Source organism: Nonomuraea diastatica (assembly GCF_004349015.1).
In the GTDB taxonomy this organism is placed as follows: Bacteria; Actinomycetota; Actinomycetes; order Streptosporangiales; family Streptosporangiaceae; genus Nonomuraea; species Nonomuraea diastatica.
Map to the genome: position 1 here is coordinate 60212 of NZ_SMKP01000021.1, position 23019 is coordinate 83230.

Below are 23019 nucleotides of genomic sequence, written 5' to 3' on the forward strand. Positions count from 1 at the left end.
CGCTCCAGAGCACCGTCGCCGCGTCTTCGCGGTAGGAGGCCGAGCCGATCGATGCCGAGCGTCTACTGCACGCAGTGCGGGCACGCCAACCCCGAGGATGCCCGTTTCTGTTCCCGCTGTGGGTCACCGCTGACCAGACTCGAGGTCTCCGGGGACACCACATCGACGATCTCGGTGGCGGGAATCGAGGCGTATGAGGCTGAGACAGGCGACATGCTCGTGGCCGAGCGGGCGCTGGTCGAGCAGCTGCCGCCCGGCGCGGCGCTGCTCACGGTGACCAGGGGGCCCAACCAGGGCAGTCGCTTCCGGCTCGACAAGGACCTGACCACGACCGGGCGCCATCCGGAGAGTGACATCTTCCTCGACGACATCACCGTCTCCCGCCGCCACGTCGAGTTCTACCGCCACCGCGGCGGCCAGTTCTCCGTGCGCGACGTGGGCAGCCTCAACGGCACCTACGTCAACAGGGAGCGGATCGAAGAGGTTCCCCTGCACTCCGGAGACGAGGTGCAGATCGGCAAGTTCCGCCTTGTCTTCCTGATGCGGGGCAACTCCGGGGCATGAGGGGGCGAAGCGGGCGACCGGCGGACGCCGTCTCGTGCGTGGCCATGCGGCAAGGGGAGGAGCGCGCATGACGTCGCAGGCGGCACGCTCGCACATGAGCATCGGGGAGGTGCTCGCGCTCCTGCAGGGCGAGTTCCCCGACGTCACCATCTCCAAGATCCGTTTCCTGGAGGGGGAAGGGCTGATCGAGCCCGAGCGCAGCCCGTCCGGCTACCGCAAGTTCACGCACCTGCACGTGGAGCAGCTGCGCTTCATCCTCACCGAGCAGCGCGACCACTACCTGCCGCTGCGGGTGATCAAGGACAAGATGGCGGAGGGCTTCGGCCGCCCCCGCGCCCTCCAGGGCAACGACAAACAGGAGATCAGGCTCAGCCGGGCCGAGCTGATCGAGGCCGCGAGCATCGACGAGGAGACCCTTGCCGAGCTGGAGGATTATGGCCTGCTCGCCCCGGTGGCCCGTCGCTACGACGAGGAGGCGCTCACGGTGGCGCGCACCGTCGGCGCCCTGGCCCGCTTCGGCCTGCGCGCCCGGCACCTGCGCGCGGTCAAGGCGGCGGCAGAGCGCGAGTGCGGCCTGGTCGAGCAGGCCGTCGCGCCGATACTCAAGCGGCGCGCCCCCGGTGCGATCGGCGAGGCCGACGAGGTGGGTAGGGAGCTCTCCGCACTCCTGCTCGACCTGCACGCATCCCTTGTGCGCACGGGCGTCCGGTCCGTGCTGGGGCGCTGAGACCCTGGCGAGCTGGGAGGCGGGGGCACATTCCAGGCCCGCCGGGTGTTACGTTGAAATGCAGAAGCCAGTCAGCAACGACCAAATAGCTGTGCCGGGTCACCGGTCAGGAATACGGAGCAGCCCGTGTTGCAGATGGAGGTTGTGGGCGTTCGGGTTGAAATGCCCACAAATCAGCCGATCGTCTTGCTGAAGGAGGCACACGGGGAGCGGTTCCTTCCTATATGGATTGGCATGACGGAAGCCACGGCCATCGCCCTGGCCCAGGCGGAGGAGCCTCCGCCGCGGCCGCTCACCCACGACCTTTTCCGAGACGTGCTGAGCGCCCTGGGCGTAGGCCTGCGGGCGGTCAACATCGTCGCCCTGCGTGACGGCATCTTCTTCGCCGACCTGGTGTTCTCCAACGGGGTGGAGGTGAGCGCGCGGCCGTCCGACTCGATCGCCCTCGCCCTGCGCACCGGAGCGCGCATCTTCGCCAGCGAAGAGGTCGTCCAGGAGGCTGGGGTGATCATCCCGGACGACCAGGAAGACGAGGTGGAGAAGTTCAGGGAGTTTCTTGACACGATCACTCCCGAGGACTTCGGCCGGGCGGGGTAGGTATTTCAGTGCATTTACGCTTCACGACGCGCCGAGCCGGATCGTTGACTGAGCATGGTCGCGGTCCTACGGTGCAAGTGAAACCCGTGGCCGCGCTTCACGTACCCCCAGATCAGGCCACGGGATGAGAGAAAGCCGGAGGTCCGCGTGGCGGTCAGCAGCGGCGAGGGAAAGACGGCCGGCCAGGAAGATCCGGTGCGGCGCGAAAGCGCGCGGCAGCGTGCCGGGGAGCAGGGTCTGCTCTTCGACGAACAGCCCGCGGCGCTGCCGGGCGACATCGGATACCGCGGGCCGACGGCATGCTCGGCGGCCGGCATCACCTATCGGCAGCTCGACTATTGGGCGCGCACGGGCCTCGTCGAGCCCACGATAAGAGCCGCGCAGGGCTCCGGCTCCCAGCGTCTCTACAGCTTCCGCGACATCCTGGTCCTCAAGGTCGTCAAGCGGCTCCTCGACACCGGGGTGTCGTTGCAGCAGATCCGCACGGCCGTGCAACATCTGCGTGACCGCGGGGTCGCCGACCTCGCGCAGATCACGCTCATGAGCGACGGCGTCAGCGTCTACGAGTGCACCTCGGCCGACGAGGTGATCGACCTGCTCCAGGGCGGCCAGGGCGTGTTCGGCATCGCGCTCGGCCGGGTCTGGCGCGAGGTCGAGGGCTCCCTCGCGGAGCTGCCGGGGGAACGCGCGGCGGTCGAGGACACCGTCCCGGCCGACCATCCCGCTGACGAACTCGCCCGCCGCCGCCGCGCCCGCCGCACGGGGTGAGCGTGGCTCTTGGCAGCCGTACGAATCGGGCGTAGTAACCTGAGGACAGCAAGGCCGACGACCCCGTGCGGGAGAGTCCCCGGGCCCCTGGGCTCCGGGGCGCCGAAGGAGCAACCCTCCCCGGAATCTCTCAGGCATCCCGTACCGCTCGGGCGAGGCAACTCTGGAAAGCAGGCGCACCCGCCAGGCGCGCCTCACCGACGGTGCAAGCCCCACCGGGGGTGAAGCTCTCAGGTCGCGACCCCGCGCTTGTCCGGGGTCCGCGCTGACAGAGGGGGAGATCCGGCACACGCCCGCGCCCTGGCGCCGGTCTCCACAGCCTCGGGAGGCATCTCCATGACCGATCTGTCCGCTCCGCCGTTCTCGTCCCGGCACATCGGCCCCTCCGAGTCCGAACAGCAGCGCATGCTCGAGGCCGTGGGCTTCGAGTCCGTGGCCGACCTGGTGGCGGTCGCCGTCCCCGAGTCCATCAGGGCCAAGGACCGTCTCACGCTGCCCGCCCCCGCCGGCGAGACCGAGGCCATCGCCGAGCTGCGCGCCCTGGCCGATCGCAACCAGGTGCTCACCTCGATGATCGGGCTGGGCTATCACGACACGGTCACGCCCGCCGTCATCCGCCGCAACCTGCTGGAGAACCCGGGCTGGTACACCGCCTACACCCCCTACCAGCCGGAGATCTCGCAGGGCCGCCTCGAGGCGCTGCTCAACTTCCAGACCGTCGTCTCCGACCTCACCGGCCTGCCCGTGGCCGGCGCCTCGCTCCTCGACGAGGCGACCGCCGCGGCCGAGGCCATGACGCTGGCCCGCAGGGCGGGCACGTCCAAGAGCGCCGTGTTCGTGGTCGACGCCGACGCGCTGCCCCAGACCAAGGCCGTTCTCGCCACCAGGGCCGAGCCGCTCGGCATCACGCTCGTGGAGCACTCCCTCGACGGCGAGCTGCCCGAGTGCTTCGGCGTGCTCGTGCAATACCCCGGCGCGTCCGGCCGGCTGAGTGACTTCCGCGCCGTGTCGGCCGCCGCGCACGAGGCGGGCGCCCTCGTCGTGGCCGCCGCGGACCTGCTGGCGCTGACGCTCGTGGCCGCCCCCGGCGAGCTGGGCGCCGACATCGCCGTGGGCTCCTCGCAGCGGTTCGGGGTGCCCTTCGGGTTCGGCGGCCCGCACGCGGCCTACATGTCCGTACGCGAGGGCCTGCAGCGCCAGCTGCCCGGCCGCCTGGTCGGCGTCTCCGTCGACGCCGACGGCGACCCCGCCTACCGCCTGGCCCTGCAGACCCGCGAGCAGCACATCCGCCGCGAGAAGGCCACCAGCAACATCTGCACCGCGCAGGTTTTGCTCGCCGTCATCGCGAGCATGTACGCCGTCTACCACGGCCCAGAAGGCCTGCGCCGCATCGCCCACCGGGTGCACCGCCACGCCGCCGCCCTGGCCGAAGGGCTGCGCCGGGCGGGTGTGGAGGTCGTGCACGCCGAGTTCTTCGACACCGTGCTCGTGCGCGTGCCCGGGCGGGCGTCCGCCGTGGTCGCCGCCGCCGCCGAGCGGGGCGTCAACCTCTGGCAGGTGGATGCCGACCACGTCTCGATCGCCTGCGACGAGAAGACCGGAGCCGCCGAGCTGGCCACGGTGCGGGCCGCGTTCGGGCTCCCGAGCACCCCTTCCGGCGCCCACACCGAGGTCGCGGGCGCCGCCGACGCGCTGCCCGCCTCGCTGCTGCGCGAGTCCGCCTACCTGACCCACCCGGTCTTCCACAGCCACCGCTCCGAGACCGCGATGTTGCGCTACCTGCGCCGGCTGCAGGACAAGGACATCGCGCTCGACCGGTCGATGATCCCGCTGGGCTCCTGCACGATGAAGCTCAACGCGACCACCGAGATGGAGCCGATCACCTGGCCGGAGTTCGCCGCCGTCCACCCCTACGCGCCCGCCGCCCAGGCCGAGGGCTACCTCGAGCTGATCGGCACGCTGGAGCGCTGGCTGGCCGAGGTGACCGGCTACGACGCCGTCTCCATCCAGCCCAACGCCGGCTCCCAGGGCGAGTTCGCCGGGCTGCTGGCCATCCGCGCCTACCACCGCGCGGGCGGTGACAGCGGGCGAGACGTCTGCCTCATCCCCTCCTCGGCGCACGGCACCAACGCCGCCAGCGCCGTCATGGCCGGCATGCGGGTCGTGGTCGTGGCCTGCGACTCCGAGGGGAACGTCGACCTGGCCGACCTCGACGCCAAGATCGCCAAGCACCGCGACGCGCTCGCCGCGATCATGGTGACCTACCCGTCGACGCACGGCGTCTACGAGGAGAGCATCACCGAGGTCTGCGCCAAGGTGCACGAGGCCGGCGGCCAGGTCTACGTCGACGGGGCCAACCTCAACGCGCTGGTCGGGCTGGCCAAGCCCGGCGAGTTCGGGGCCGACGTGTCCCACCTCAACCTGCACAAGACGTTCTGCATCCCGCACGGCGGCGGCGGCCCCGGCGTCGGCCCGGTCGCGGTCCGCGGCCACCTGGCGCCCTACCTGCCCGCTCACCCGCTGCGTGACGGCTCGCCGGTGGGGCCCGTCTCCGCGGCGCCCTACGGGTCGGCCGGGATCCTGCCGATCTCGTGGGCGTACATCCGGATGATGGGCTCCGACGGGCTCACCGCGGCCACCGAGCAGGCCATCCTGTCGGCCAACTACCTCGCCAAGCGGCTGGCGCCGCACTACCCGGTGCTCTATACCGGGCGCGGCGGGCTGGTGGCCCACGAGTGCATCATCGACCTGCGCCCGATCACCAAGGAGACCGGTGTCACCGTGGACGACGTGGCCAAGCGCCTCATCGACTACGGCTTCCACGCGCCCACCATGTCGTTCCCCGTCGCCGGGACCCTCATGATCGAGCCGACCGAGAGCGAGGACCTTGGCGAGCTCGACCGGTTCGCCGACGCGATGATCGCCATCCGGGGCGAGATCGCGAAGGTGGCGTCCGGCGACTACGACAAGACCGACAACCCCCTGCGTAACGCGCCGCACACCGCGGAATCGGTCAGCGCCGACGAATGGCACCACCCCTACACGCGGACCGAGGCCGCCTACCCGCTGCCGTCGCTGCGCGACGGCAAATACTGGGTGCCGGTGCGCCGCATCGACCAGGCCTACGGCGACCGCAACCTGGTGTGCTCGTGCCCCCCGCTGGAGGCCTACGAGGACTAGTCACCGGGAGGGCCAGACCTTCGGCGTCAACCGGGCAGACATGATCGCCGGAAGTCGTTAGGCTCAGGGCGACCGTCGCCAGAAGGAGCTCTCTTGACGTCCTCAGAGCTGGAGACCCCGCCTCTCGACACCGCCCGGCGTCTGGCCGAACGCGGCGACCTCGACGGCGCCGCCGCCATCCTCGGCGAGCTCGCCGCCGACCCCGCCGAGCCCGACAGGGCTCAGGCCGCCGTCGGGCTGGCCGTGGTGCTGGAGGAGCGCGGCGACGTCGAGGCCGCCAGGGCGGCCGCCAGGACCGCGCTGGCGACAGGGCACCCCGAGTACGCCTCGCAGGCCGCGTGCCACCTGGCCCAGGGCTTCGAGCGGGAGGGGCGGGCCGAGCAGGCCAGGGCTGCCTGGCAGGCCGTGCTGGGGGTCGGCGCGGCCGCGTACGTCCCGCTGGCCCATCTCGCGCTGGCCCGGCTGGCCGTGCGGGCTCAGGACCTGGAGGAGGCGGAGCAGGAGCTGCGGGCCGCGATGGCGGCCGGCGACGGCGAGATCGCCGCGCGCGCCGCGCAGGAGCTGGCCGACCTGCTGATGGAGCACGGAGAGCCCGGGGCGGCGGCTGAGCTCCTCCTGGACGCCCTGGAGGCCGTGCCCGAGGAGGAGACGCCCGGGCTGCGGGTCCGGCTCGGCATCGCGCATCTGGAGCTGGCCTGCGCGGAGTTCGCGGAGACCGTGGAGAGCGGCGCGGACACGCAGACGAGCGCGCTGGCCATCGAGCTGCTCGCTCGCACCCTGCCCCTACGCGGGCGCGACGACGACGCGGGACGGGTCTGGTCGTACGGGCTGGAGCACGCCGACGAGACGCTGGCCGCGGAGGTCAGGCTCCGCTACCAGCGCGACACCTGACACCCGGCGGCCCGCGGTGGGCGTGACGCCCTGACCGTGTCCCCGAGGCATGCCCGCGGGACGGCGGAGGTGCTCCCGTCTCCTCCGCCGGGCGGGGATCAGCCGCGGCGCATGATGGCCGCCGCGGCGGCCACGTTGATCACGACGATGGCCAGCCACGTGATGATCAGGCCCACCAGCCCGGCGTTGGCCACCCCGATGGCCGTCAGTGGGATGCCCATGCCCATCGAGCCCAGCGCCACCGGGATCATCGCCGCGCCCGGCGCGGACTTCTTGTGCGGCGGGGGCCCGTAGCGGTCGAGCTCGGCCCGCACGCGGGCGGCGATGGTGGCCTCGAGCCGCTCGGTGAACGAGTCGACGAGCGCCGCCTCGTAGTCGGGTCCGAGATCGCGGCGGGCGTCGAGCGTGGCCTGAAAATCTTCCCTGATGGGGCGCTGGTCCGGCATAAGGTCATCATCCATCCCGGAAGTGGTGTCGTCATCCGACCTGAGGGCTAGCGTGTCATCCTCCCCAGGTACGGTGCTGGCATGGAGGTGATGACCCCGCGCGGGCCCGCGTTCGTGGAGATCGACGAGGTGCCGGGCGCGCGGCTGCTGCTGGTCCTGACCCACGGCTCGGCCGGGGGAGTGGACGCTCCCGATCTGCTGGCCGTGCGCGACGCCGCCATGGGTGCAGGGGCCAGTGTGGCGCGGGTGACGCAGGCGTTCAGGGTGGCGGGGGCGCGGGCGCCGGGCTCGCCGGTCAGGCAGGACGAGGCGTGGGAGATCGTGCTGTCCGAGCTGCGCGCGCGCCTGCCGGGGCTGCCCGTGGTGCAGGGCGGGCGGAGCAACGGGGCGCGGGTGGCGTGCCGTACGGCGAAGGCGGTCGGCGCGGCGGCGGTGGTGGCGCTGGCCTTTCCGCTGCATCCGCCGGGAAGACCCGAGCGCTCCCGGGCCGGCGAGCTACGCGGCGCCGGGGTGGACGTGCTGGTCGTGAACGGTGATCGTGACCCCTTCGGAGTGCCGGACGCCGCGGACGCCGCGCGCCTGGTGGTGCTGCCGGGAGAGGGCCATGACCTGAAAAAGGACCCCGCCCGGGTGGGCGAGGTCGTGGCGGAGTGGATCACCCGCTATGGCGGGCCGCCACGGCAGGGCAGCACCGGCCGGCGGCGCCGCCCGCGTGTGGATCAGGCCGCGCCCACCAGCGGATCGGGCCGATGAGGTGCGATGACGGTGCCGCTGGGCAGCAGCTCGCCGGTGTCCTCGAACAGGACGACGCCGTTGCAGAGCAGGCTCCACCCCTGCTCGGGGTGGCTGGCGAGGGTGCGTGCCGCCTCGCGGTCAGGCGCCTCGGCATCCGGACAGGCCGGGTCGTGCGGGCACATCGGCGTGCCTCCGATATCTCGTGGGATGCTCCCGTTCTGGAGGGGCGGGAGCCGGCTCGGGTTGTTGTCCTGGCAAGTGTGCGACTGTGTCACGCGTTCCGACATAGCCCGTTCGGGCTGTTACAGGAGGATCCCTGGTGCGTGTGACCTTCGACACAGCGTGCCTTATGCAGGATAACCGGCCAAGCGCGACACGCGCATCACGTTTGCAATCCCTTGAGGAGAGCGTCGAGCCCGCGCTCGAAGTCGATATCTGCTCTTTCATCCCGTCTGACCCATTCATCGACGTCTGGGTCGGCCCAGCCGGACTGCTGCACCTCGACAGCGACGCTGCCGAAGACGAAGGCCCGGAGCGTGCGCACGGCCTCGGCGGCGTCCGGCAGGCCCGCGTCGGCGAGCTGCTCGGCCTGCTCCTTGACGGCGACCGCCGTGGCGCCCTTGGGCGGCTTGGTGAGGGCCAGGGCCAGCACGCCGGGATGCTCGCGCAGCGCCTCCCTGCTCGCCCGGCACCAGGCCCTGGCCGTCTCCTGCCAGGTGGAGCGCTGCTCGACGTGGACCGCGGTGACGTGCTCGGCCAGCGCGTCCATCAGCGCTTCCTTGCCCCGGGGCAGGTGGTGGTAGATGGCCATGGCCTCCACCTGCAGAGCGTCGCCCAGGCGGCGCATGGTGAGCCGGCGCAGGCCCTGACCGTCGGCGATGTGGAGCGCGGCCTCGATGATGCGCTCGCGGGAGAGGGGGACGGGTGGTCGCTTGGCGGGCATGGAGATCATCTTACTATGTAAAGGAGTTCGCTCCGGGCCGATTTCCGCACGTGTTGCGGGACGGCGTACGCTGGGTGTCGGAACGAGTGACGACAGCGTGAAGGGGCCGAGTCGATGGCGTTTTTCCGTCCGCGGGTGAGCCGGGAGGCCGAGGTTCGCTTCCACGCGGACCAGGAGATCTCCAGGAGCTTCCCCGAGCTGCTCGAGAAGGCCCGTCAGGCCGAGCGGACGCTGCGCGAGCTGCAGGCCGTGGCGGCCGACGAGGTCGAGCTGCTGGCTGCCGGCCGGGCCCTCGACCGGGCGCTGACCGACGCGCTGCGGGCCGCCGAGGCGGGGCAGCGGGCCACGTTCGGGGTGAAGGCCTACGACGACCGGATCGCGCGCCGCAAGGCCAAGGCGACCCCTGCGGGGGCCATGTGGACGGCCGAGGTCGAGCGCCTGCGCACGCTGCGCGAGGACAACCGGCTGTGGGGCGTCCCGCGGGTGCCGCGCCCGGTGCCCGCCACCGTCTGAGCGCCGGTCGCAGGGCGTCCAGGAAAGCGAGAGCCCCGGCACGCGGTGTGCCGGGGCTCCTTTGTCAGCTGGCCCAGTCGAGCAGTGGGCGGGTGTTGCTCGGGTGGCGCAGCTTGGACAGCGACTCCTTCTCCAACTGGCGGATCCGCTCCCGGGTCAGCCCCAGGTGCCTGCCGATCTCGTCCAGCGTGTGCGGCTTGCCGTCCACCAGGCCGAAGCGCAGTGCCATGATCTTCGACTCGCGCGGTGAGAGGTTGTCGAGCACGCCGCGCAGCTGGTCGCCCAGCAGCTGGCGGTCGACGATCTCCGACGCCTCGGGGGAGTCGACGTCCTCGATGAGGTCGCCGATCGTGGTCTCGCCGTCCTCGCCGATCGTCGCGTTCAGCGAGATCGGCTGGCGGCTGGTGCGCAGCAGCTCCTCGATCTGCTCCGGGGTCCTGTCCAGCTCGACCGCCAGCTCCTCGGGGGTGGGCTCGCGTCCCAGGCGCTGGTGCATGTCACGCTCGATGCGCGACAGCTTGGACAACATCTCCAGCACGTGCACCGGCAGCCGGATCGTCCGCGCCGAGTCGGCGAAGCCGCGCTGGATGGCCTGCCTGATCCACCACATGGCGTACGTCGAGAACTTGAACCCCTTGGTGTAGTCGAACTTCTCCACCGCCCTGATGAGCCCCAGGTTGCCTTCCTGGACCACGTCGAGCAGGGACATGCCGCGGTCGGTGTACTTCTTGGCCACCGACACGACCAGGCGCAGGTTGGCCTCCAGCATGTGGTCCTTGGCCTGCTTGCCGTCCTCGACGGCCATGCGCAGGTCCTCCTGCGCGGCGGGCGGCAGATCGGGCTGGGACTCGAGCTTGTACTCGGCGTACAGGCCGGCCTCGATCCGCCTGGCCAGTTCGACCTCCTGCGCCGCGGTGAGCAGCGTGCGGCGGCCGATGGACTTCAGATAGGTGTGCACCGAGTCGCCCATGACCGACTGGGTGTCGTCCAGGTCGATGGCGTCGCCGTCGTCCTCGGCGCGCAGGTCGATCTCTTCCGGCACGTCCTCCTCGTGCTCCGGCTTGGGCTCCGGAGGGGTGACGGCCTTCGCGTCCGCGGGGGAGATGGTTTTTGCCTCGGCTGCCTTGCGGCCGGTAGGCTTGACCCGCGAAGGCTTTTTGGGAGTCTGTGCCTTCTTCTGGGTGGTCTTCCTGGGGGTGGCGGTCGTGCTGAGAGACGGCTCGTTCTCGGCGGCCAGGCTCACGCCGGCCTCTGACAGCTCCCGCAATATCGTGCGGCCCTCAGAGGGGCTGATCCCGGCTCTGCCGAACGCGTCCCGCAGCTCCGCCAGAGATAGGTGACCCTGGGCTCGCCCTCGTTCGAGCAGCTGGTCGAGAGAGACGGACGGGGTCGCCAAGGCGGTTCTGGGCATGAGGACACCTCCTCCGTACGGAGTAGAAGCGATCAGGCAGGTTGTGGTGGGGCGGCTTCGTGTCCGCACGGCGCACCAGTATCAATAACGCCCATCGCCGCTATTTGTTCCCCGTGCGGACGAATGTCATGAAAAAGGGGTGGATCGCCCCTTTCGGCGGACCACCCCTCGGCTTGTTCGCTACTCGCCCACCTCGATCGAGACCTCGGGCATCGGCATGGGATCGGCGTCTTCCATGCGCTCGCCGGTCCAGTATTCGATGACCTGGCCGGGATCCGGGTTGACCTCGCGGGAGACCACGACGTCGTCGCCGGTGGGATCTGGCGTCGAGGCCTCCGGCCGGCCGGACGGCGACGCGTGCTCCACCACGGCCCGGGTCTCCTTGTCGACCTGCGAGAGCTTGCCCGCCGAGGCGGCCGCCGCGATTGAGGCGCCTCCGACCACGATCACGCCGACGACGGCCGCGGATGCCCACATCTTGCGGGTCTGGTCCATGAAGGCTCCCTCCCTTTCCCCGGTTTGACGCAGCCGCAACTCATCAGGTTCCTGCCCTCAACCGCACAAGGTCGGTCTTTCCGTTCGGCAACAGCGGCAGCCGGGGCTCCAGGCGCAGCTCGCGCGGGGCGGCGTAGGGAGGAAGCCTATCGCGGCAGTATGCCGTTAATTGTGCAAGCGTGGGGGGTGTGTCGGGGTTGGCCGGAACGACGACGGCCGTGACCCGCTCGCCCCATTCGGAGTCGGGCGTGCCGAACACGGCGGCGTCGGCCACCTCGGGATGCGTGCACAACACGGCGGTCACGGCGCCGGCCACGACCTTCTCGCCGCCGGTGTTGATGACGTCGTCGGCGCGGCCCAGCACGCGCAGGCGCCCCCCGGTCAGCTCACCGAGGTCGGAGGTGACGAACCAGCCGTCCTCGAGCGGGGCCGGCCCGCCGAAGCGGTAGCCCGAGAACAGCACGGGGCCGGCGATCCTGATCAGGCCGTCGTCGCCGACTTTGAGATCTACGTTGTAAAGGGGCTGGCCGTCGTACACGCAACCACCGCACGTCTCGCTCATCCCGTACGTCGTCACCAGCCGCGCCCCGAGATCCCTGGCCTGCTCCAGCAGGCCAGGCCGGGGCGCCGCGCCACCGAGCAGGATCGTGCGGAAGACCGACAGGTCCGCGCCCAGCCCGACGAGCCGGTGCAGTTGGGTGGGCACCAGGGAGACGTGGTCGGCGCCCGAGGCGAGGACCGCGTGCGGGTCGAACGACGGGTGGATGATCGGCTCGCTCTCGGACAGCAGGGCGCGCACGAGCACCTGTAGCCCAGAGACGTGGGAGACGGGCAGGCAGCACAACCAGCGCTCGCCCTTGGAGGCCTCGACGCGGCGCAGGGAGGCCGCCGCCGAGCAGCGCAGGGCCGTCGCCGAGAGCAGCACGCCCTTGGGGGCGCCGGTGCTGCCGCTGGTGGCGATGACGACCGCGACGTCGCCCGGGACGCCTTCGCCGCCGGTCTGGAGGGCACCGTTGACGTGGGTGGGGCGCAGGGCCGCCAGCGGGGCCTCGGAGTGGCCGGGCGGCAGGGGGAGGACGGCCGGGCCGTCGCCCGCGAGCGCGTCACGGATCGCCGCGAACAGGGCAGGTCCTGGAGGCTGCACAATGGCATGAAGCGGACGGTCCGGATGCGACGGGTTCCTCCACATGCTCGTAAGGTTAGTGGCGACAGGTCGGACAGATGTGCAGGGAGGGTCGTGACAGGTTCTCCCGTGGCACCCGTGCCGCGTGCCCATGTCTTCCGGATCCCGATGCGCACGCGTTTCCGCGGTCAGAGCGTCAGGGAAGGAGTCCTGCTCCACGGTCCCGCCGGCTGGGGCGAGTTCTCGCCGTTCCCCGAATACGGCGCGCGCGAATGTGCCCGCTGGCTGGCGTGCGCCCGCGAGGCGGCCTTCGAGGGCTGGCCCGAGCCGGTGCGCGACAGCGTGCCCGTCAACACGACCGTGCCCGCCGTCGATGCCGCGCGGGCCCACGACATGGTGCGCCGCTCCGGTTGCGGCACGGCGAAGGTCAAGGTGGCCGAGCGGGGCCAGACGTTCGGTGACGACGTGGCGAGGGTGGAGGCCGTACGCGACGCGCTCGGGCCATCGGGCCGGCTGCGGGTCGACGTCAACGGCGCGTGGGAGGTCGGCGAGGCCGTACAACGGCTCAAGCGCCTCGACCGGTTCGACCTGGAATACGCCGAGCAGCCGTGCGCCACCCTCGATGAGCTGGCGGCGGTGCGGCGGGCGTGCGACGTGCCGATCGCGGCCGACGAGTCGATCCGCAGGGCGGAGGACCCGCTGCGGGTCAAGGCGGCGGAGGCGGCCGACATCGCGGTGGTCAAGGTGCAGCCGCTGGGCGGGGTGCGCGCGGCGGTGCGGGTGGTGGAGGCGTGCGGGCTGCCCGCGGTGGTCTCCAGCGCCGTCGAGACGTCGGTGGGGCTGGCCGCGGGGCTGGCGCTGGCCGCGGCGCTGCCGTCCCTGCCGTACGCGTGCGGGCTGGGCACGATGTCGCTGCTGTCGGGTGACGTCGTGGACGACTCGCTGGTTCCGGTGGACGGGCGGCTGGTCGTACGGCGCCCAACAGTGAATTATCAGCATTTGTCGGCATACGAAATCGACTCTCCCCAGTGGCTGAGCCGGATGCAGGAGGCGTCACGTTGAACCCCGCTACCGCGCTGGCCACGGTGCTGGTCGACGAGCTGGTGCGCTGCGGCCTGACCGACGTCGTGCTGGCCCCCGGCTCCCGCTCCGCGCCCATGGCGCTCGCGCTGCACGCCGAGTCGCGGGTGCGCCTGCACGTGCGCGTCGACGAGCGTTCCGCGTCCTACCTGGCGCTGGGGCTGGCCAAGCGCTCCGAGCGCCCGGTGGCGCTGATCTGCTCCTCCGGCACGGCCGTCGCCAACTTCCACCCGGCCGTGATCGAGGCGAGCGAGGCGGGGGTGCCGCTGCTGGTGCTCACCGCCGACCGGCCGCCCGAGCTGCGCGGCACCGGCGCCAACCAGACGATCGACCAGATCAAGCTGTACGGCGACGCCACCCGCTGGTTCGCCGAGGTCGGCGTGCCGGAGGACCGGCCGGGGCAGGTGGCCTACTGGCGGTCGCTGGCCTGCCGCGCCTACCAGCGGGCGTCGGGCCCGGCCGCGCCAGGGCCCGTACACCTCAACCTGGCCTTCAGGGAACCACTGATCCCCGACGGCGACGCCGGGTGGTGCGAGCCGCTCGACGGCGCCGCCAACGGCCCCTGGGCGCGGGCCAGGGTCGCGCCCCCGCCGGTCGCCCTGCACCTCCCGCCGACCAGGCGCGGCGTGCTCGTGGTCGGCGACGGAGCCGCCAACGTGCGCCGCTACGTCGCCGCGGCCGGCATGGCGGGCTGGCCGGTGTTGTCGGAGCCGAACGGCGGCGGACGCTACGGTGACCACGCCGTCTCCACCTACCACTACCTGCTGGGCACGCCGGAGTTCGCCGACGCGCACCTGCCCGACGTGGTGGTGACGCTGGGCCGTCCCGGGCTGTCGCGGCCGCTGCTGTCGTGGCTGCAGCGCGCGGGGGAGCACATCGTGGTGGCGCCCGACCTCGACCGCTGGCCCGACCCCACCAGGTCGGCCACGCAGGTGGCGCAGGCCGTGGAGATCCCCGTGGCCTCCGGCGACGACACGTGGCTGCACTCCTGGCGGCAGGCCGATCTGGCGGCCAGGACGGCGCTGGACGAGGTGCTCGACGTGTCGGGCACGAGCGAGCCCCGCCTGGCCAGAGACCTGGTCGACGCGCTGCCGAACGGAGCCCTGCTGTTCTGCGGGTCGTCGATGCCGATCCGCGATCTCGACCAGGCGATGCGGCCGCGGCGCGGCATCCGGCTGATGGCCAACAGGGGCGCCTCCGGCATCGACGGTCTGGTGTCGACCGCCATGGGGGCGGCGCTGGCGCACAACGGCCCGGCGTACGCGCTGATGGGCGACCTGTCGTTCCTGCACGATCAGAACGGCCTGATCCTCGGGCCCCGCGAGCCCCGGCCCGACCTGTGTTTCGTGGTCGTCAACAACGACGGGGGCGGCATCTTCTCGCTGCTGCCCCAGGCGGCGGTCCGCGATCCGTTCGAGCGGGTCTTCGGCACGCCGCACGGGGTGGACCTCGGCTATGTGGCGGCCGCGACGGGGACGCCGTACACGCTGGTGGGCGAGATCACCGACCTGCCCAAGGCGCTGCGCGGCGAGGGGCCGCGCCTGGTCGAGGTGCGCACCGACCGCGAGGAGAACGTGCTCATGCACGCCCGCCTGCGCGACGCCGCGCAGGCTGCCGTCCTGGCCCTGCTCGAGAGCTAACCGCCCAGGGCGTCGAGCAGCCGGTTGAGCGGGCTGTCGAGCCCGTGGCGGTCGGCCAGGCGGACGAGCGCATCGGGGTCGCGCGGCTTGGCCGGCAGGGTGAGGTCGGCGGCGGGCAGCGGCGCGCCGGAGGCCACCTCGACGACGGCGGGGGCGGCGCGCAGGTAGTCGCGGGCCGCGGCCAGGCGGGTGCGGCTGCCGGCCGGGAAACCGTCGGTGACGCCCGCGTCGAGGGCTTCGAGCATGGCGTCGAGCGAGCCGAAGCGGGTGACGAGCGCCGCGGCGGTCTTCTCGCCGACGCCGGCGACGCCGGGCAGGCCGTCGCTGGGGTCGCCGCGCAGGGTCGCGAAGTCGGCGTAGGCACGCCCGGGGATGCCGTATTTGGCGGTGACGAACGCCTCGTCGACGATCTGCAGCTTGCGGATGCCGCGGGCGGTGTAGAGGACGCGCACGGGGCGGGCGTCGTCGACGAGCTGGAACAGGTCGCGGTCGCCGGTCACGATGTCGACGGCGCCGGCGGCCCGGTGAGTGAGCGTGCCGATCACGTCGTCGGCTTCGTAGCCCGGCGACTCCAGGCGGGCGATGCCGAGCGCGTCGAGCACCTCCTGGATGACCGCGATCTGCGGCACGAGCGCCTCGGGCACCTCCTCGGCGTCGCCGTGGGCGACCCGGTGCGCTTTGTACGTCGGGATCGCCGCCACCCGGAACGCGGGCCGCCAGTCGGCGTCCATGGTGGCCGCCATCGCGGTGGGGGAGTGGCCGCGCACGAGGGTGGCGATCATGTCGATCAGGCCGCGTACGGCGTTGACGGGCGAGCCGTCGGGCCCTTTGACCGACTCGGGGACGCCGTAGAAGGCGCGGAAGTAGAGCGATGGGGTGTCCAGAAGCATGAGCACGCGTCTATCGTCGCACTCTCGCCGCTCACCCGGGCCGCCCCTCCTCGCGCGCAGGCACGCCGACGGCCAGCAGGCACGCGTCGTCCTCGGGATTGGGGCCGCCGATGTCGGCCAGCAGGCGGTCGAGCCCCGACTCCAGGTCGCGGGCGGACACGTCGCGGGCGGCGGCCATGACCAGGTCGAGGCCGACGTCGATGTCGCGGGTGCGCCGCTCGACCAGCCCGTCGGTGAACATCAGCAGCAGGTCGCCGGGCAGCAGCCGGGTGGTCGCCAGCTCGTACGGGCCCGGCCAGCCGGCGCCGAGCAGCACGCCGCGGGGCTGGGTGAGCCGGCTGGCCACGCCGTCGCGCACCAGAATGGGAGCTAGGTTGCCCGCCTGGCTCCAGGCGAGCACGCGCGTCTCGGGGTCGAGGTGGCCGGCGATCGCGGTGGCGGTGGTGTCCTTCAGCTGGTGCACGACCAGCTCGTTGAGCCAGGCCAGCAGCCGGTGGGCGGGCCGGCCGGTCATGGCCAGGCCGACGAGGGCGTGGCGGAGCTGGGCCATGCGCGCGATCGCGGGCAGGCCGTGGCCGGAGACGTCGCCGACGGCCAGCAGCAGCCGGCCGTCGGGCGCGGGAGCGGCCTCGAACCAGTCGCCGCCCAGGTTGGCGGTCTTCTCTGCGGGCACGTAGCGCACGGCGATCCTGGCGTGCGGCAGGTCGAGGCGCCCTGCGGGCCCGGGCAGGATGGCCTCGCGCATCGCGAGCATGACGTGGCGTTCCTCGGCGGCCTGTTCGCGGGCCTCGAGCAGTTGCCGGCGCGATTCGGAGACCATGCGCTCGGCGCGGCGGCGGCCGGTGATGTCCTGGATGACGCCGTGCATGCCCACGGGGCCGCCGGGCGTGGTCAGCGGCTCGAGGACGACCCGCAGGTCGCGCAGCTCGCCGGAGCCCGCCCCGCGGCGGATGCGGAACTCGGCCTGCACCGGCTCGACGCCACGCACGACCGACCAGAGCAGGCGGTCGAGCGCGCCGATGTCGGCGGGCTCGACGAGCTCGGCCAGCTCGGGCAGCGGGATGGGGCCCAGAGCGGGGTCGCGCCCGAAGATCACGTAAACCTGGTCGGACCAGAGGGTCTCGCCGGTGTGCGGGTGCCACTCCGCCCAGCCCATGTTGCCCAGCCGCTGGGCGTGCGCCAGGCGTGCGGCGAGCAGCTCGGCGTCGCTCCCGTGCCCGAGCAGCTCGGCGGCGCCTATGACGTCGACCATCGGGTCTCACTCTCAAAGCGCAGTGGAACTGGACAATTGGCCTCACAATATGTGAGCGACCTGGAGCGGAGTGTAGCGACGCCTTCCTGTGTTGTGAGAGCTTTTCGCGGATTTTAGGAGGCGCCGTCAGGAGTAGATTTGGGCCTGTGACGTCCTCAGATCTGTATCCCGTGTCCCGCCTCGCCGCCGTTCATGAGGCCACCGCCAAGGGCGGCCTCGACGCGCTGCTCCTCACCCCCGGTCCCGACCTGCGCTACGTCAGCGGCTACGACGCCAAGCCGCTGGAGCGGCTGACGTGCCTGGTGGTGCCCGCCTCCGGCGAGCCGTTCATGATGGTGCCCCGGCTGGAGGTGCCGGCCGCGCAGGCGTCGCCCGCCGCGCGGCTGGGGCTGGAGTTCGTGGCGTGGGACGAGACCGACGACCCCTACGCGGTCGTGGCCGCGCGCCTGGGCCGGGTGGCCAAGGTGGGGCTGGCCGACCGCATGTGGGCCATGGCGTCGCTGCGTTTCCGCGAGGTGCTGCCGGGCGCCGAGCAGGTGCTGGCCGGGAGCGTGCTGCGGGAGCTGCGCATGCGCAAGTCGCCGGCCGAGGTGGCGGCGCTGCGCGAGGCGGGCCGGGCCATCGACTCGGTGCACCGGCAGGTGCCGGAGTTCCTGCGGGCCGGGCGCACCGAGCGCGAGGTGGGCCGCGACATCGCCGAGGCGATCCTGGCCTCCGGGCACGCGACCGTCGACTTCGTCATCGTGGCCTCAGGCCCCAACGCCGCCAGCCCGCACCACGACGTCTCCGACCGGGTGATCGAGGCCGGGGAGCCGGTCGTGGTCGACATCGGCGGCCAGCTGCACAACGGCTACTGCTCCGACTCCACGCGCACCTACAGCGTGGGCGAGCCCCCCGCGGACTTCGCCGCCTACTACGAGGTGCTGCGCCGGGCCCAGGACACGGCCTGCGCGGCGGTGCGCCCGGGGGTGCCGTGCGAGTCGATCGACGCGGCGGCCCGCGATCTGATCGCCGGGGCGGGCTACGGTGACGCCTTCGTCCACCGCACCGGCCACGGCATCGGCATCGAGACGCACGAGGAGCCCTACATCGTCGCCGGCAACGGCGAGGCGATGGAGCCCGGGTTCGCGTTCTCGGTCGAGCCGGGCATCTACCTGCAGGGGCGGCACGGCGCCAGGATCGAGGACATCGTGGTCTGCACGGAAAACGGCGGGGAACGCCTGAACACCACCCCGCGTGACCTGGTGATCGTCTAGGTGCCTGTCCAGATTTCCCCCGAATCGGTTGCCACTCGTGACTCTACGGCTCCTTTACGTGTGCTTAGGTGTTCCTTTGACTTGTTGTGTGCCGGAGTGGAGTTGAAGGGTGTCAAGGTACGGCTGGTGTCATCCGGCGTTCGCGCCGGTAGTGAGCCTGATGGTCTCGATGCTGTTGCTGGTGTCGGGGGTGGTGGGCACGCTGCTGACGTTGGTGGGCGCGACCACGGCGCCGATGGGCGCGGCGTTCGTGGTCACGCTCATCATCGCGGTGTTCCTGACCGCCGTTCTCCGGATCGTCAGGGCCGTGCCCGACATCCGGCGGGAGAGCGCCGCGACGGCGCGGGCGGTGGCGAACGTGCAGGCGGTGAAGCCCAATGACGACACCTTGGTCGGGCGCCGGCTGCGCCTGTTCAAAGAGGCGGCCGAGGCGGGCAACGACTGCGAGGCGGTGCTGAGCGCCCGCTCCGCGCTCGACGACAGCGAGATGGCCAACAAGCACCACCTCGACCACGCGCTCATCTGGGCGCTGCCCGTCTTCGGGTTCATCGGCACCGCCCTGACCATGGCGGGCATGGTCACCTCGTTCTCCAACGCCCTGGACGACCAGGGTGACCCCAGCGTGCTGATCGACGCGCTCAAGGAGCACGTGCTGCCCGAGCTGGCCTCGGCGTTCGGCGTCACCCTGATCGCGCTGTTCCTGAGCGTGGTCGCGTTCGGCGCGATGGCCCTGGTCGAGCGGTCCGAGCGGGCCAGCGTGGTGGCCGCCGACGAGGTGTTCCTCATCTACATCGCGCGCCTGCCCGCCAAGCAGGCGGCTCCCGCCATGCACGGCCTCACCCAGGAGCTGGCCCAGTCCCGGCAGGAGATGGCCCAGACGCGGGGCAGGACCGAAGAGCTGGTCAAGGGCCTCGACGCGCTGCGGACCGCCGTCGAGCGGATGAGCGCGGCCGAGACCCGTCCGCAGAAGTACACCCTGGTGAGGGAGCCGTGAGGAAGCGGCCCTCCACCTCGTTCGCGCCGCCGCTCGACCTGCGCTTCATCGACCTGTTCATGGCCATCGTGCTGGCGCTGTCGTTCATCGCGATCATGCTGACCGTCGTGGCGCGGATGTTGCCGACCGAGGACGCCACGCCGCCCCAGCGGCAGCAGAAAAGCGTGGCCCAGCTCGAACGCCAGCTCGACGCGGCCGTGGCGGCCCAGCGCAAGGCCGAGGCGGAGCTGCGCGCCACGCGGCAGCAGATCGCCGACCAGACCGCCTTCGCCCTGCCCTGGTGGCTCATCGGGTTCTGCGCGCTGCTCGGTGTGCTCGCCGTGTTCATGAACTGGCGGATCCGGTTGTGGAGCAAGGGGAGCCTGCCCCGGCTGCGCACCTGGTTACTGGTGACCGTGGTGATCGCCGTGGTCACGGTGGTGATCAGGGAGCTGAGCGACCGCGACGGCTACCTGCTGCTCGCCGAGATCCCCTGGTGGGCGGCCGACGCCCTCTGCCTGGGGTTGCTGCTGGTCTCGTACGTGCTGATCACCGGCATCCGGGACAGCCAGGCCAGGCTCAGCGAGATCCGTGCGCGGCCGGTGGGCGGCCCCGCCCCCGGCGAGGAGCGCGGGCGCGTGCCGTCCGCCCGCTGACCGGGCGGGGTGTGGCACAGTCACTGCCATGTTCACTGAGGTCACGTACGCCACCAGTGCCGGTTCCCGGCGCCGGAACGAGGACCTGGTGATCGCCGGGCCGTCGTGGATCGTCGTGCTCGACGGGGCCACCGCGGCGGCCGGGGTGGACAGCGGGTGCGCGCACGACGTCCCATGGCTCGTGGCGCGGCTCGGGGGAGCGCTGGCGGTGCGGCTGGCCACCGGCCGGGGCGACACGCTGGCCGCGATCCTGGAGTCCTCCATCGAGGAGCTGGCGGCGGCCCACGGCGGCGGTTGCGACCTGGGCAACCCCGACTCGCCGTCCTCGACGGTGGCGATGGCGCGGGCGGATCGCGGGCGGGTCGACTACCTCGTGCTGGGGGATTCGCCGGTCGTGTGCTCCCTGGCGGACGGCGGGGTCCTGGCGGTGGTCGACGACCGGCTGGAGCGCCTGCCGGGCGGGCGGCCGTACTCGCTGGAGCTGGTGCGGCGGATGCGCAACGCGCCCGGCGGCTTCTGGGTGGCGGGCGCGCGTCCCGAGGCGGCCAGGGAGAGCGTGTGCGGGGAGGTGGCGGCCGCCGGGGTGGCGGTGCTCACCGACGGGGTGGCGCGGCTCGTCGACTGGTACGGATGGAGCTGGGCGGACGTGCCGGCGGCGCTGGCCGCGCGGGGGCCCGCCGCGCTGGTCGCGGCCGTGCGGGAGCTGGAGTCGGCCCGCGGGCCGGTGTCCGGCAAGCCGCATGACGACGCCACCGTGGCCTGGGGACGCCTGGACGGCTAGACCCGCCCAGGCCGCGCCCTCGGCGTCCGGGCTCATCCGGCGGCCGCCGCGGGGCGGGGTCGTCGCCCGTGATCCGCGAGCCGATCGAGCGGCCTGGAATGCGGGACGACGAGCCGCCGACGGCGCGGTGCCCCGGTCGGCGGCCACCCGTCTCCTTGCCGACCTGCGCGACGAGCCGGCCACCGCCGGGGAGTTCGGCGGGCTGCGGTGGCTCTGGCAGACCAGCTCGCCAGGATGCTGCGTGCATGGGTCAGGGCGGGCCTCATCGCGCCGGTACGGGAGTGCGGCCCGCGCACCGCCATCTACCTGCGAAGACAGATCGGCTTCACCGCCGGTATCAACGGAATTTCGGACTTCGACCGGACCGCGTAAAAGACTTGTCGGATTACTTGACAGACGAGCTTGACGCCAGCCCTCCGGTATCGGCGAATAGGGGCGTTATGGGCAACAAACCGTGACATGTTGTTTCTTGTAAAAGCTTGCGGCTTGAGAGGAAAATGTGGCGTTGCTAGGGTGTCTCGATGCCAGGCATGTGGACCGACCTCCTGAACGCGCCTTGACAGGTACCACTGACCACGGCACCACAGGGGCGGGGTTGTGCATGCGCGGGAGATGTACAGGCGGTGCGGGATGGAATTCGGTCACACTGACCGTTGGCGGCTTCCCACGGCGATCAAGATTCTGATCGCCGGGGGCTTCGGCGCGGGGAAGACCACCATGGTCGGAGCCGTGTCCGAGACCCGGCCCCTGCGCACGGAGGAGGCGCTCACCCATATCGGGGCGCACATCGACGACCTGGCGGGCGTCGAGCGCAAGCTCACCACCACCGTGGCCATGGACTTCGGCCGCATCACGATTCGCAACGACTACATGCTCTACCTGTTCGGCACCCCCGGCCAGGAACGGTTCTGGTTCGTGTGGGACGAGCTGGCCGTGGGAGCGCTCGGCGCCGTGGTGCTGGCCGACACCCGCCGCCTCGACGACTGTTTCCCCTCCGTCGACTATTTCGAGAAGCGCGACCAGCCGTTCATCGTGGCGCTCAACTGCTTCGACGGCAGCAGGCCCTTCACCGTCGGAGAGGTGCGCTCGGCGATCGGCCTGGAGCCGGACATCCCCATCGTGCTCTGCGACGCCCGCAAGCGCGACTCCGGCAGGGAAGTGCTCATCACGCTGATGGAGCACGCGATCCGCAGGGGCGTCTCCCCGGTCGGGACCATGTCGTGACCATGACCGGCTACCTTTGACCGGTGGAGGAAATCGACCGCCGGATCGTCACGCTGCTGGCCAGCGACGGCCGCATGAGCTTCACCGATCTGGCCAGGGAGACCGGGCTCTCGGTCTCGGCCGTGCACCAGCGCGTACGCAGGCTTGAGAAGCGAGGAGTCGTCCGCGGATACGCCGCGATCATCGACCACGACGCCGTCGGGCTGCCGATGACCGCGTTCGTGTCGATCAAGCCGATCGACCCGGCCGCCCCCGACGACGCCCCGGATCGGCTGTCGCACCTGACGGCCATCGAGGCGTGCCACAGCGTGGCGGGTGACGAAAGTTACATCCTGAAGGTCCGCGTGGCCTCGCCGGTGGCGCTCGAAGACCTGCTGCAGCAGATCCGCGCCTCGGCCAACGTCTCGACCCGCACCACGGTCGTGCTGAGCACCCCCTACGAGCACCGCATCCCCGAACTGGCCGACGATTCCCCCACGGGCCACGAGCGCACCGGCTGACCCATCCGGCCCGCGCCGCCGGGGATCCCGTGGCCGCGTGAGGTTCTCGCCGGCGAGGCACGCCAGGGGAGCCGGAGATCGGCGTCTCCTGGGCGAACGTGGCCGATGATGTGACGTGTCGCCGTCCGGGGGAGGGACGCCCACGGTGGCCGGCGAGGTGCAAGCGGCCAGCCCCTGGTGGCGGCCGACAGCCGCGGACGTGGTGGGGAATGCGAGGCGGGCGATGGGGGAGTCCGGATGGCGGGGTCTCCGCCGACGCGCCACGAACCTGCCGCACGCCGGTCCTCTGCGCGCTGATCGGCCGCACACCGGGGCAGCACATGCCGGGCCGTTGCGTGGAGATCCGCCGCCCGGTGGGGAGGGGCGCGGTGGGG

Annotated in this window: 25 protein-coding genes and 1 riboswitch; of the genes, 17 read left to right on the forward strand and 8 right to left on the reverse strand. The window is 71.8% G+C overall.

Annotated elements, in window-relative coordinates:
- The first annotated feature begins 51 nt into the window (after positions 1–51).
- The 6 genes from E1294_RS10240 (at position 52) to E1294_RS10265 (ending at position 6727) form a co-directional block, all read left to right on the forward strand.
- Positions 52–564: a double zinc ribbon and FHA domain-containing protein gene (locus tag E1294_RS10240; protein ID WP_132507169.1), complete on the forward strand. Its 513-nt coding sequence runs from the start codon at positions 52–54 to the stop codon at positions 562–564.
- Between the two features lie 67 nt (positions 565–631).
- Positions 632–1291, forward strand: coding sequence for a transcriptional regulator FtsR (gene ftsR, locus E1294_RS10245; protein WP_181958482.1), 660 nt, complete (start codon positions 632–634; stop codon positions 1289–1291).
- Between the two features lie 126 nt (positions 1292–1417).
- The gene (locus tag E1294_RS10250; protein WP_090771501.1) at positions 1418–1888 is read left to right on the forward strand and encodes a bifunctional nuclease family protein; all 471 of its coding nucleotides are present in this window, start codon (positions 1418–1420) and stop codon (positions 1886–1888) included.
- Between the two features lie 147 nt (positions 1889–2035).
- Positions 2036–2656: a MerR family transcriptional regulator gene (locus E1294_RS10255; RefSeq protein ID WP_132507171.1), complete on the forward strand. Its 621-nt coding sequence runs from the start codon at positions 2036–2038 to the stop codon at positions 2654–2656.
- A 58-nt stretch (positions 2657–2714) separates the two neighbouring features.
- Positions 2715–2813, forward strand: a riboswitch (glycine riboswitch).
- A gap of 179 nt (positions 2814–2992) precedes the next feature.
- Complete coding sequence (gene gcvP, locus E1294_RS10260; RefSeq protein WP_132507173.1) at positions 2993–5836, forward strand: aminomethyl-transferring glycine dehydrogenase; 2844 nt, start codon at positions 2993–2995, stop codon at positions 5834–5836.
- Between the two features lie 93 nt (positions 5837–5929).
- Positions 5930–6727 (forward strand): tetratricopeptide repeat protein, encoded by a 798-nt coding sequence (locus tag E1294_RS10265; RefSeq protein ID WP_132507175.1) that lies wholly within the window; start codon positions 5930–5932, stop codon positions 6725–6727.
- Between the two features lie 98 nt (positions 6728–6825).
- Here the strand turns inward: E1294_RS10265 and E1294_RS10270 are convergent, their stop codons facing one another.
- A complete protein-coding gene (locus E1294_RS10270; RefSeq protein WP_132507177.1) occupies positions 6826–7188 on the reverse strand; it encodes a hypothetical protein in 363 nt (120 codons plus the stop codon).
- Between the two features lie 66 nt (positions 7189–7254).
- Here E1294_RS10270 and E1294_RS10275 point away from each other — a divergent pair, with 66 nt between their 5' ends.
- Positions 7255–7926, forward strand: a complete 672-nt coding sequence (locus tag E1294_RS10275) for an alpha/beta hydrolase family protein (protein WP_246082919.1) — start codon at positions 7255–7257, stop codon at positions 7924–7926.
- Here the strand turns inward: E1294_RS10275 and E1294_RS10280 are convergent.
- Complete coding sequence (locus tag E1294_RS10280; RefSeq protein ID WP_132507223.1) at positions 7893–8090, reverse strand: DUF5999 family protein; 198 nt, start codon at positions 8088–8090, stop codon at positions 7893–7895. The genes E1294_RS10275 and E1294_RS10280 overlap by 34 nt on opposite strands.
- A gap of 200 nt (positions 8091–8290) precedes the next feature.
- A complete protein-coding gene (locus E1294_RS10285) occupies positions 8291–8851 on the reverse strand; it encodes a TetR/AcrR family transcriptional regulator C-terminal domain-containing protein (RefSeq protein ID WP_165977205.1) in 561 nt (186 codons plus the stop codon).
- Between the two features lie 114 nt (positions 8852–8965).
- On the opposite strand from E1294_RS10285, the gene E1294_RS10290 reads away from it, so the two are divergent.
- Positions 8966–9364 carry a hypothetical protein gene (locus E1294_RS10290; RefSeq protein WP_132507181.1) on the forward strand — a complete coding sequence of 133 codons (399 nt, stop codon included), beginning with the start codon at positions 8966–8968 and terminating at the stop codon, positions 9362–9364.
- Positions 9365–9428: 64 nt separating this feature from the next.
- On the opposite strand, the gene E1294_RS10295 is transcribed toward E1294_RS10290, so the two are convergent.
- The 3 genes from E1294_RS10295 to E1294_RS10305 all read right to left on the reverse strand — a co-directional run bounded on the left by E1294_RS10295 (position 9429) and on the right by E1294_RS10305 (position 12459).
- On the reverse strand, positions 9429–10775 hold the full coding sequence (locus E1294_RS10295; protein WP_132507183.1) for an RNA polymerase sigma factor: 1347 nt from the start codon (positions 10773–10775) through the stop codon (positions 9429–9431).
- A gap of 180 nt (positions 10776–10955) precedes the next feature.
- Positions 10956–11270 carry a hypothetical protein gene (locus E1294_RS10300; protein WP_132507185.1) on the reverse strand — a complete coding sequence of 105 codons (315 nt, stop codon included), beginning with the start codon at positions 11268–11270 and terminating at the stop codon, positions 10956–10958.
- A gap of 43 nt (positions 11271–11313) precedes the next feature.
- Entirely contained in the window at positions 11314–12459 is a 1146-nt protein-coding gene (locus tag E1294_RS10305) for an AMP-binding protein (RefSeq protein ID WP_132507187.1), read from the reverse strand.
- Between the two features lie 102 nt (positions 12460–12561).
- On the opposite strand from E1294_RS10305, the gene E1294_RS10310 reads away from it, so the two are divergent.
- Positions 12562–13455 carry an o-succinylbenzoate synthase gene (locus tag E1294_RS10310; RefSeq protein WP_246082923.1) on the forward strand — a complete coding sequence of 298 codons (894 nt, stop codon included), beginning with the start codon at positions 12562–12564 and terminating at the stop codon, positions 13453–13455.
- Positions 13452–15113 (forward strand): 2-succinyl-5-enolpyruvyl-6-hydroxy-3-cyclohexene-1-carboxylic-acid synthase, encoded by a 1662-nt coding sequence (menD, locus tag E1294_RS10315; protein ID WP_181958483.1) that lies wholly within the window; start codon positions 13452–13454, stop codon positions 15111–15113. Before E1294_RS10310 ends, menD begins: the two co-directional genes overlap by 4 nt.
- Here the strand turns inward: menD and E1294_RS10320 are convergent.
- Both E1294_RS10320 and E1294_RS10325 read right to left on the reverse strand, forming a co-directional pair.
- Positions 15110–16003, reverse strand: a complete 894-nt coding sequence (locus E1294_RS10320) for a 5'-3' exonuclease (RefSeq protein WP_132507227.1) — start codon at positions 16001–16003, stop codon at positions 15110–15112. The genes menD and E1294_RS10320 overlap by 4 nt on opposite strands.
- Before the next feature lie 31 nt (positions 16004–16034).
- Positions 16035–17255: a PP2C family protein-serine/threonine phosphatase gene (locus E1294_RS10325; RefSeq protein WP_132507191.1), complete on the reverse strand. Its 1221-nt coding sequence runs from the start codon at positions 17253–17255 to the stop codon at positions 16035–16037.
- Positions 17256–17401: 146 nt separating this feature from the next.
- Here E1294_RS10325 and E1294_RS10330 point away from each other — a divergent pair, with 146 nt between their 5' ends.
- The 7 genes from E1294_RS10330 to E1294_RS10355 all read left to right on the forward strand — a co-directional run bounded on the left by E1294_RS10330 (position 17402) and on the right by E1294_RS10355 (position 22645).
- A complete protein-coding gene (locus tag E1294_RS10330) occupies positions 17402–18511 on the forward strand; it encodes a M24 family metallopeptidase (RefSeq protein WP_165977206.1) in 1110 nt (369 codons plus the stop codon).
- Positions 18512–18671: 160 nt separating this feature from the next.
- Entirely contained in the window at positions 18672–19505 is an 834-nt protein-coding gene (locus tag E1294_RS10335; RefSeq protein ID WP_132507193.1) for a hypothetical protein, read from the forward strand.
- Positions 19502–20140, forward strand: a complete 639-nt coding sequence (locus E1294_RS10340; RefSeq protein ID WP_132507195.1) for a hypothetical protein — start codon at positions 19502–19504, stop codon at positions 20138–20140. Before E1294_RS10335 ends, E1294_RS10340 begins: the two co-directional genes overlap by 4 nt.
- A gap of 28 nt (positions 20141–20168) precedes the next feature.
- Positions 20169–20921 (forward strand): protein phosphatase 2C domain-containing protein, encoded by a 753-nt coding sequence (locus E1294_RS10345; RefSeq protein WP_132507197.1) that lies wholly within the window; start codon positions 20169–20171, stop codon positions 20919–20921.
- 207 nt (positions 20922–21128) lie between these two features.
- A complete protein-coding gene (locus E1294_RS52585; RefSeq protein ID WP_165977207.1) occupies positions 21129–21293 on the forward strand; it encodes a hypothetical protein in 165 nt (54 codons plus the stop codon).
- 258 nt (positions 21294–21551) lie between these two features.
- Entirely contained in the window at positions 21552–22145 is a 594-nt protein-coding gene (locus E1294_RS10350) for a GTP-binding protein (RefSeq protein ID WP_132507199.1), read from the forward strand.
- A 23-nt stretch (positions 22146–22168) separates the two neighbouring features.
- Positions 22169–22645 carry an Lrp/AsnC family transcriptional regulator gene (locus tag E1294_RS10355; protein ID WP_132507201.1) on the forward strand — a complete coding sequence of 159 codons (477 nt, stop codon included), beginning with the start codon at positions 22169–22171 and terminating at the stop codon, positions 22643–22645.
- The last annotated feature ends 374 nt before the right edge of the window (positions 22646–23019 follow it).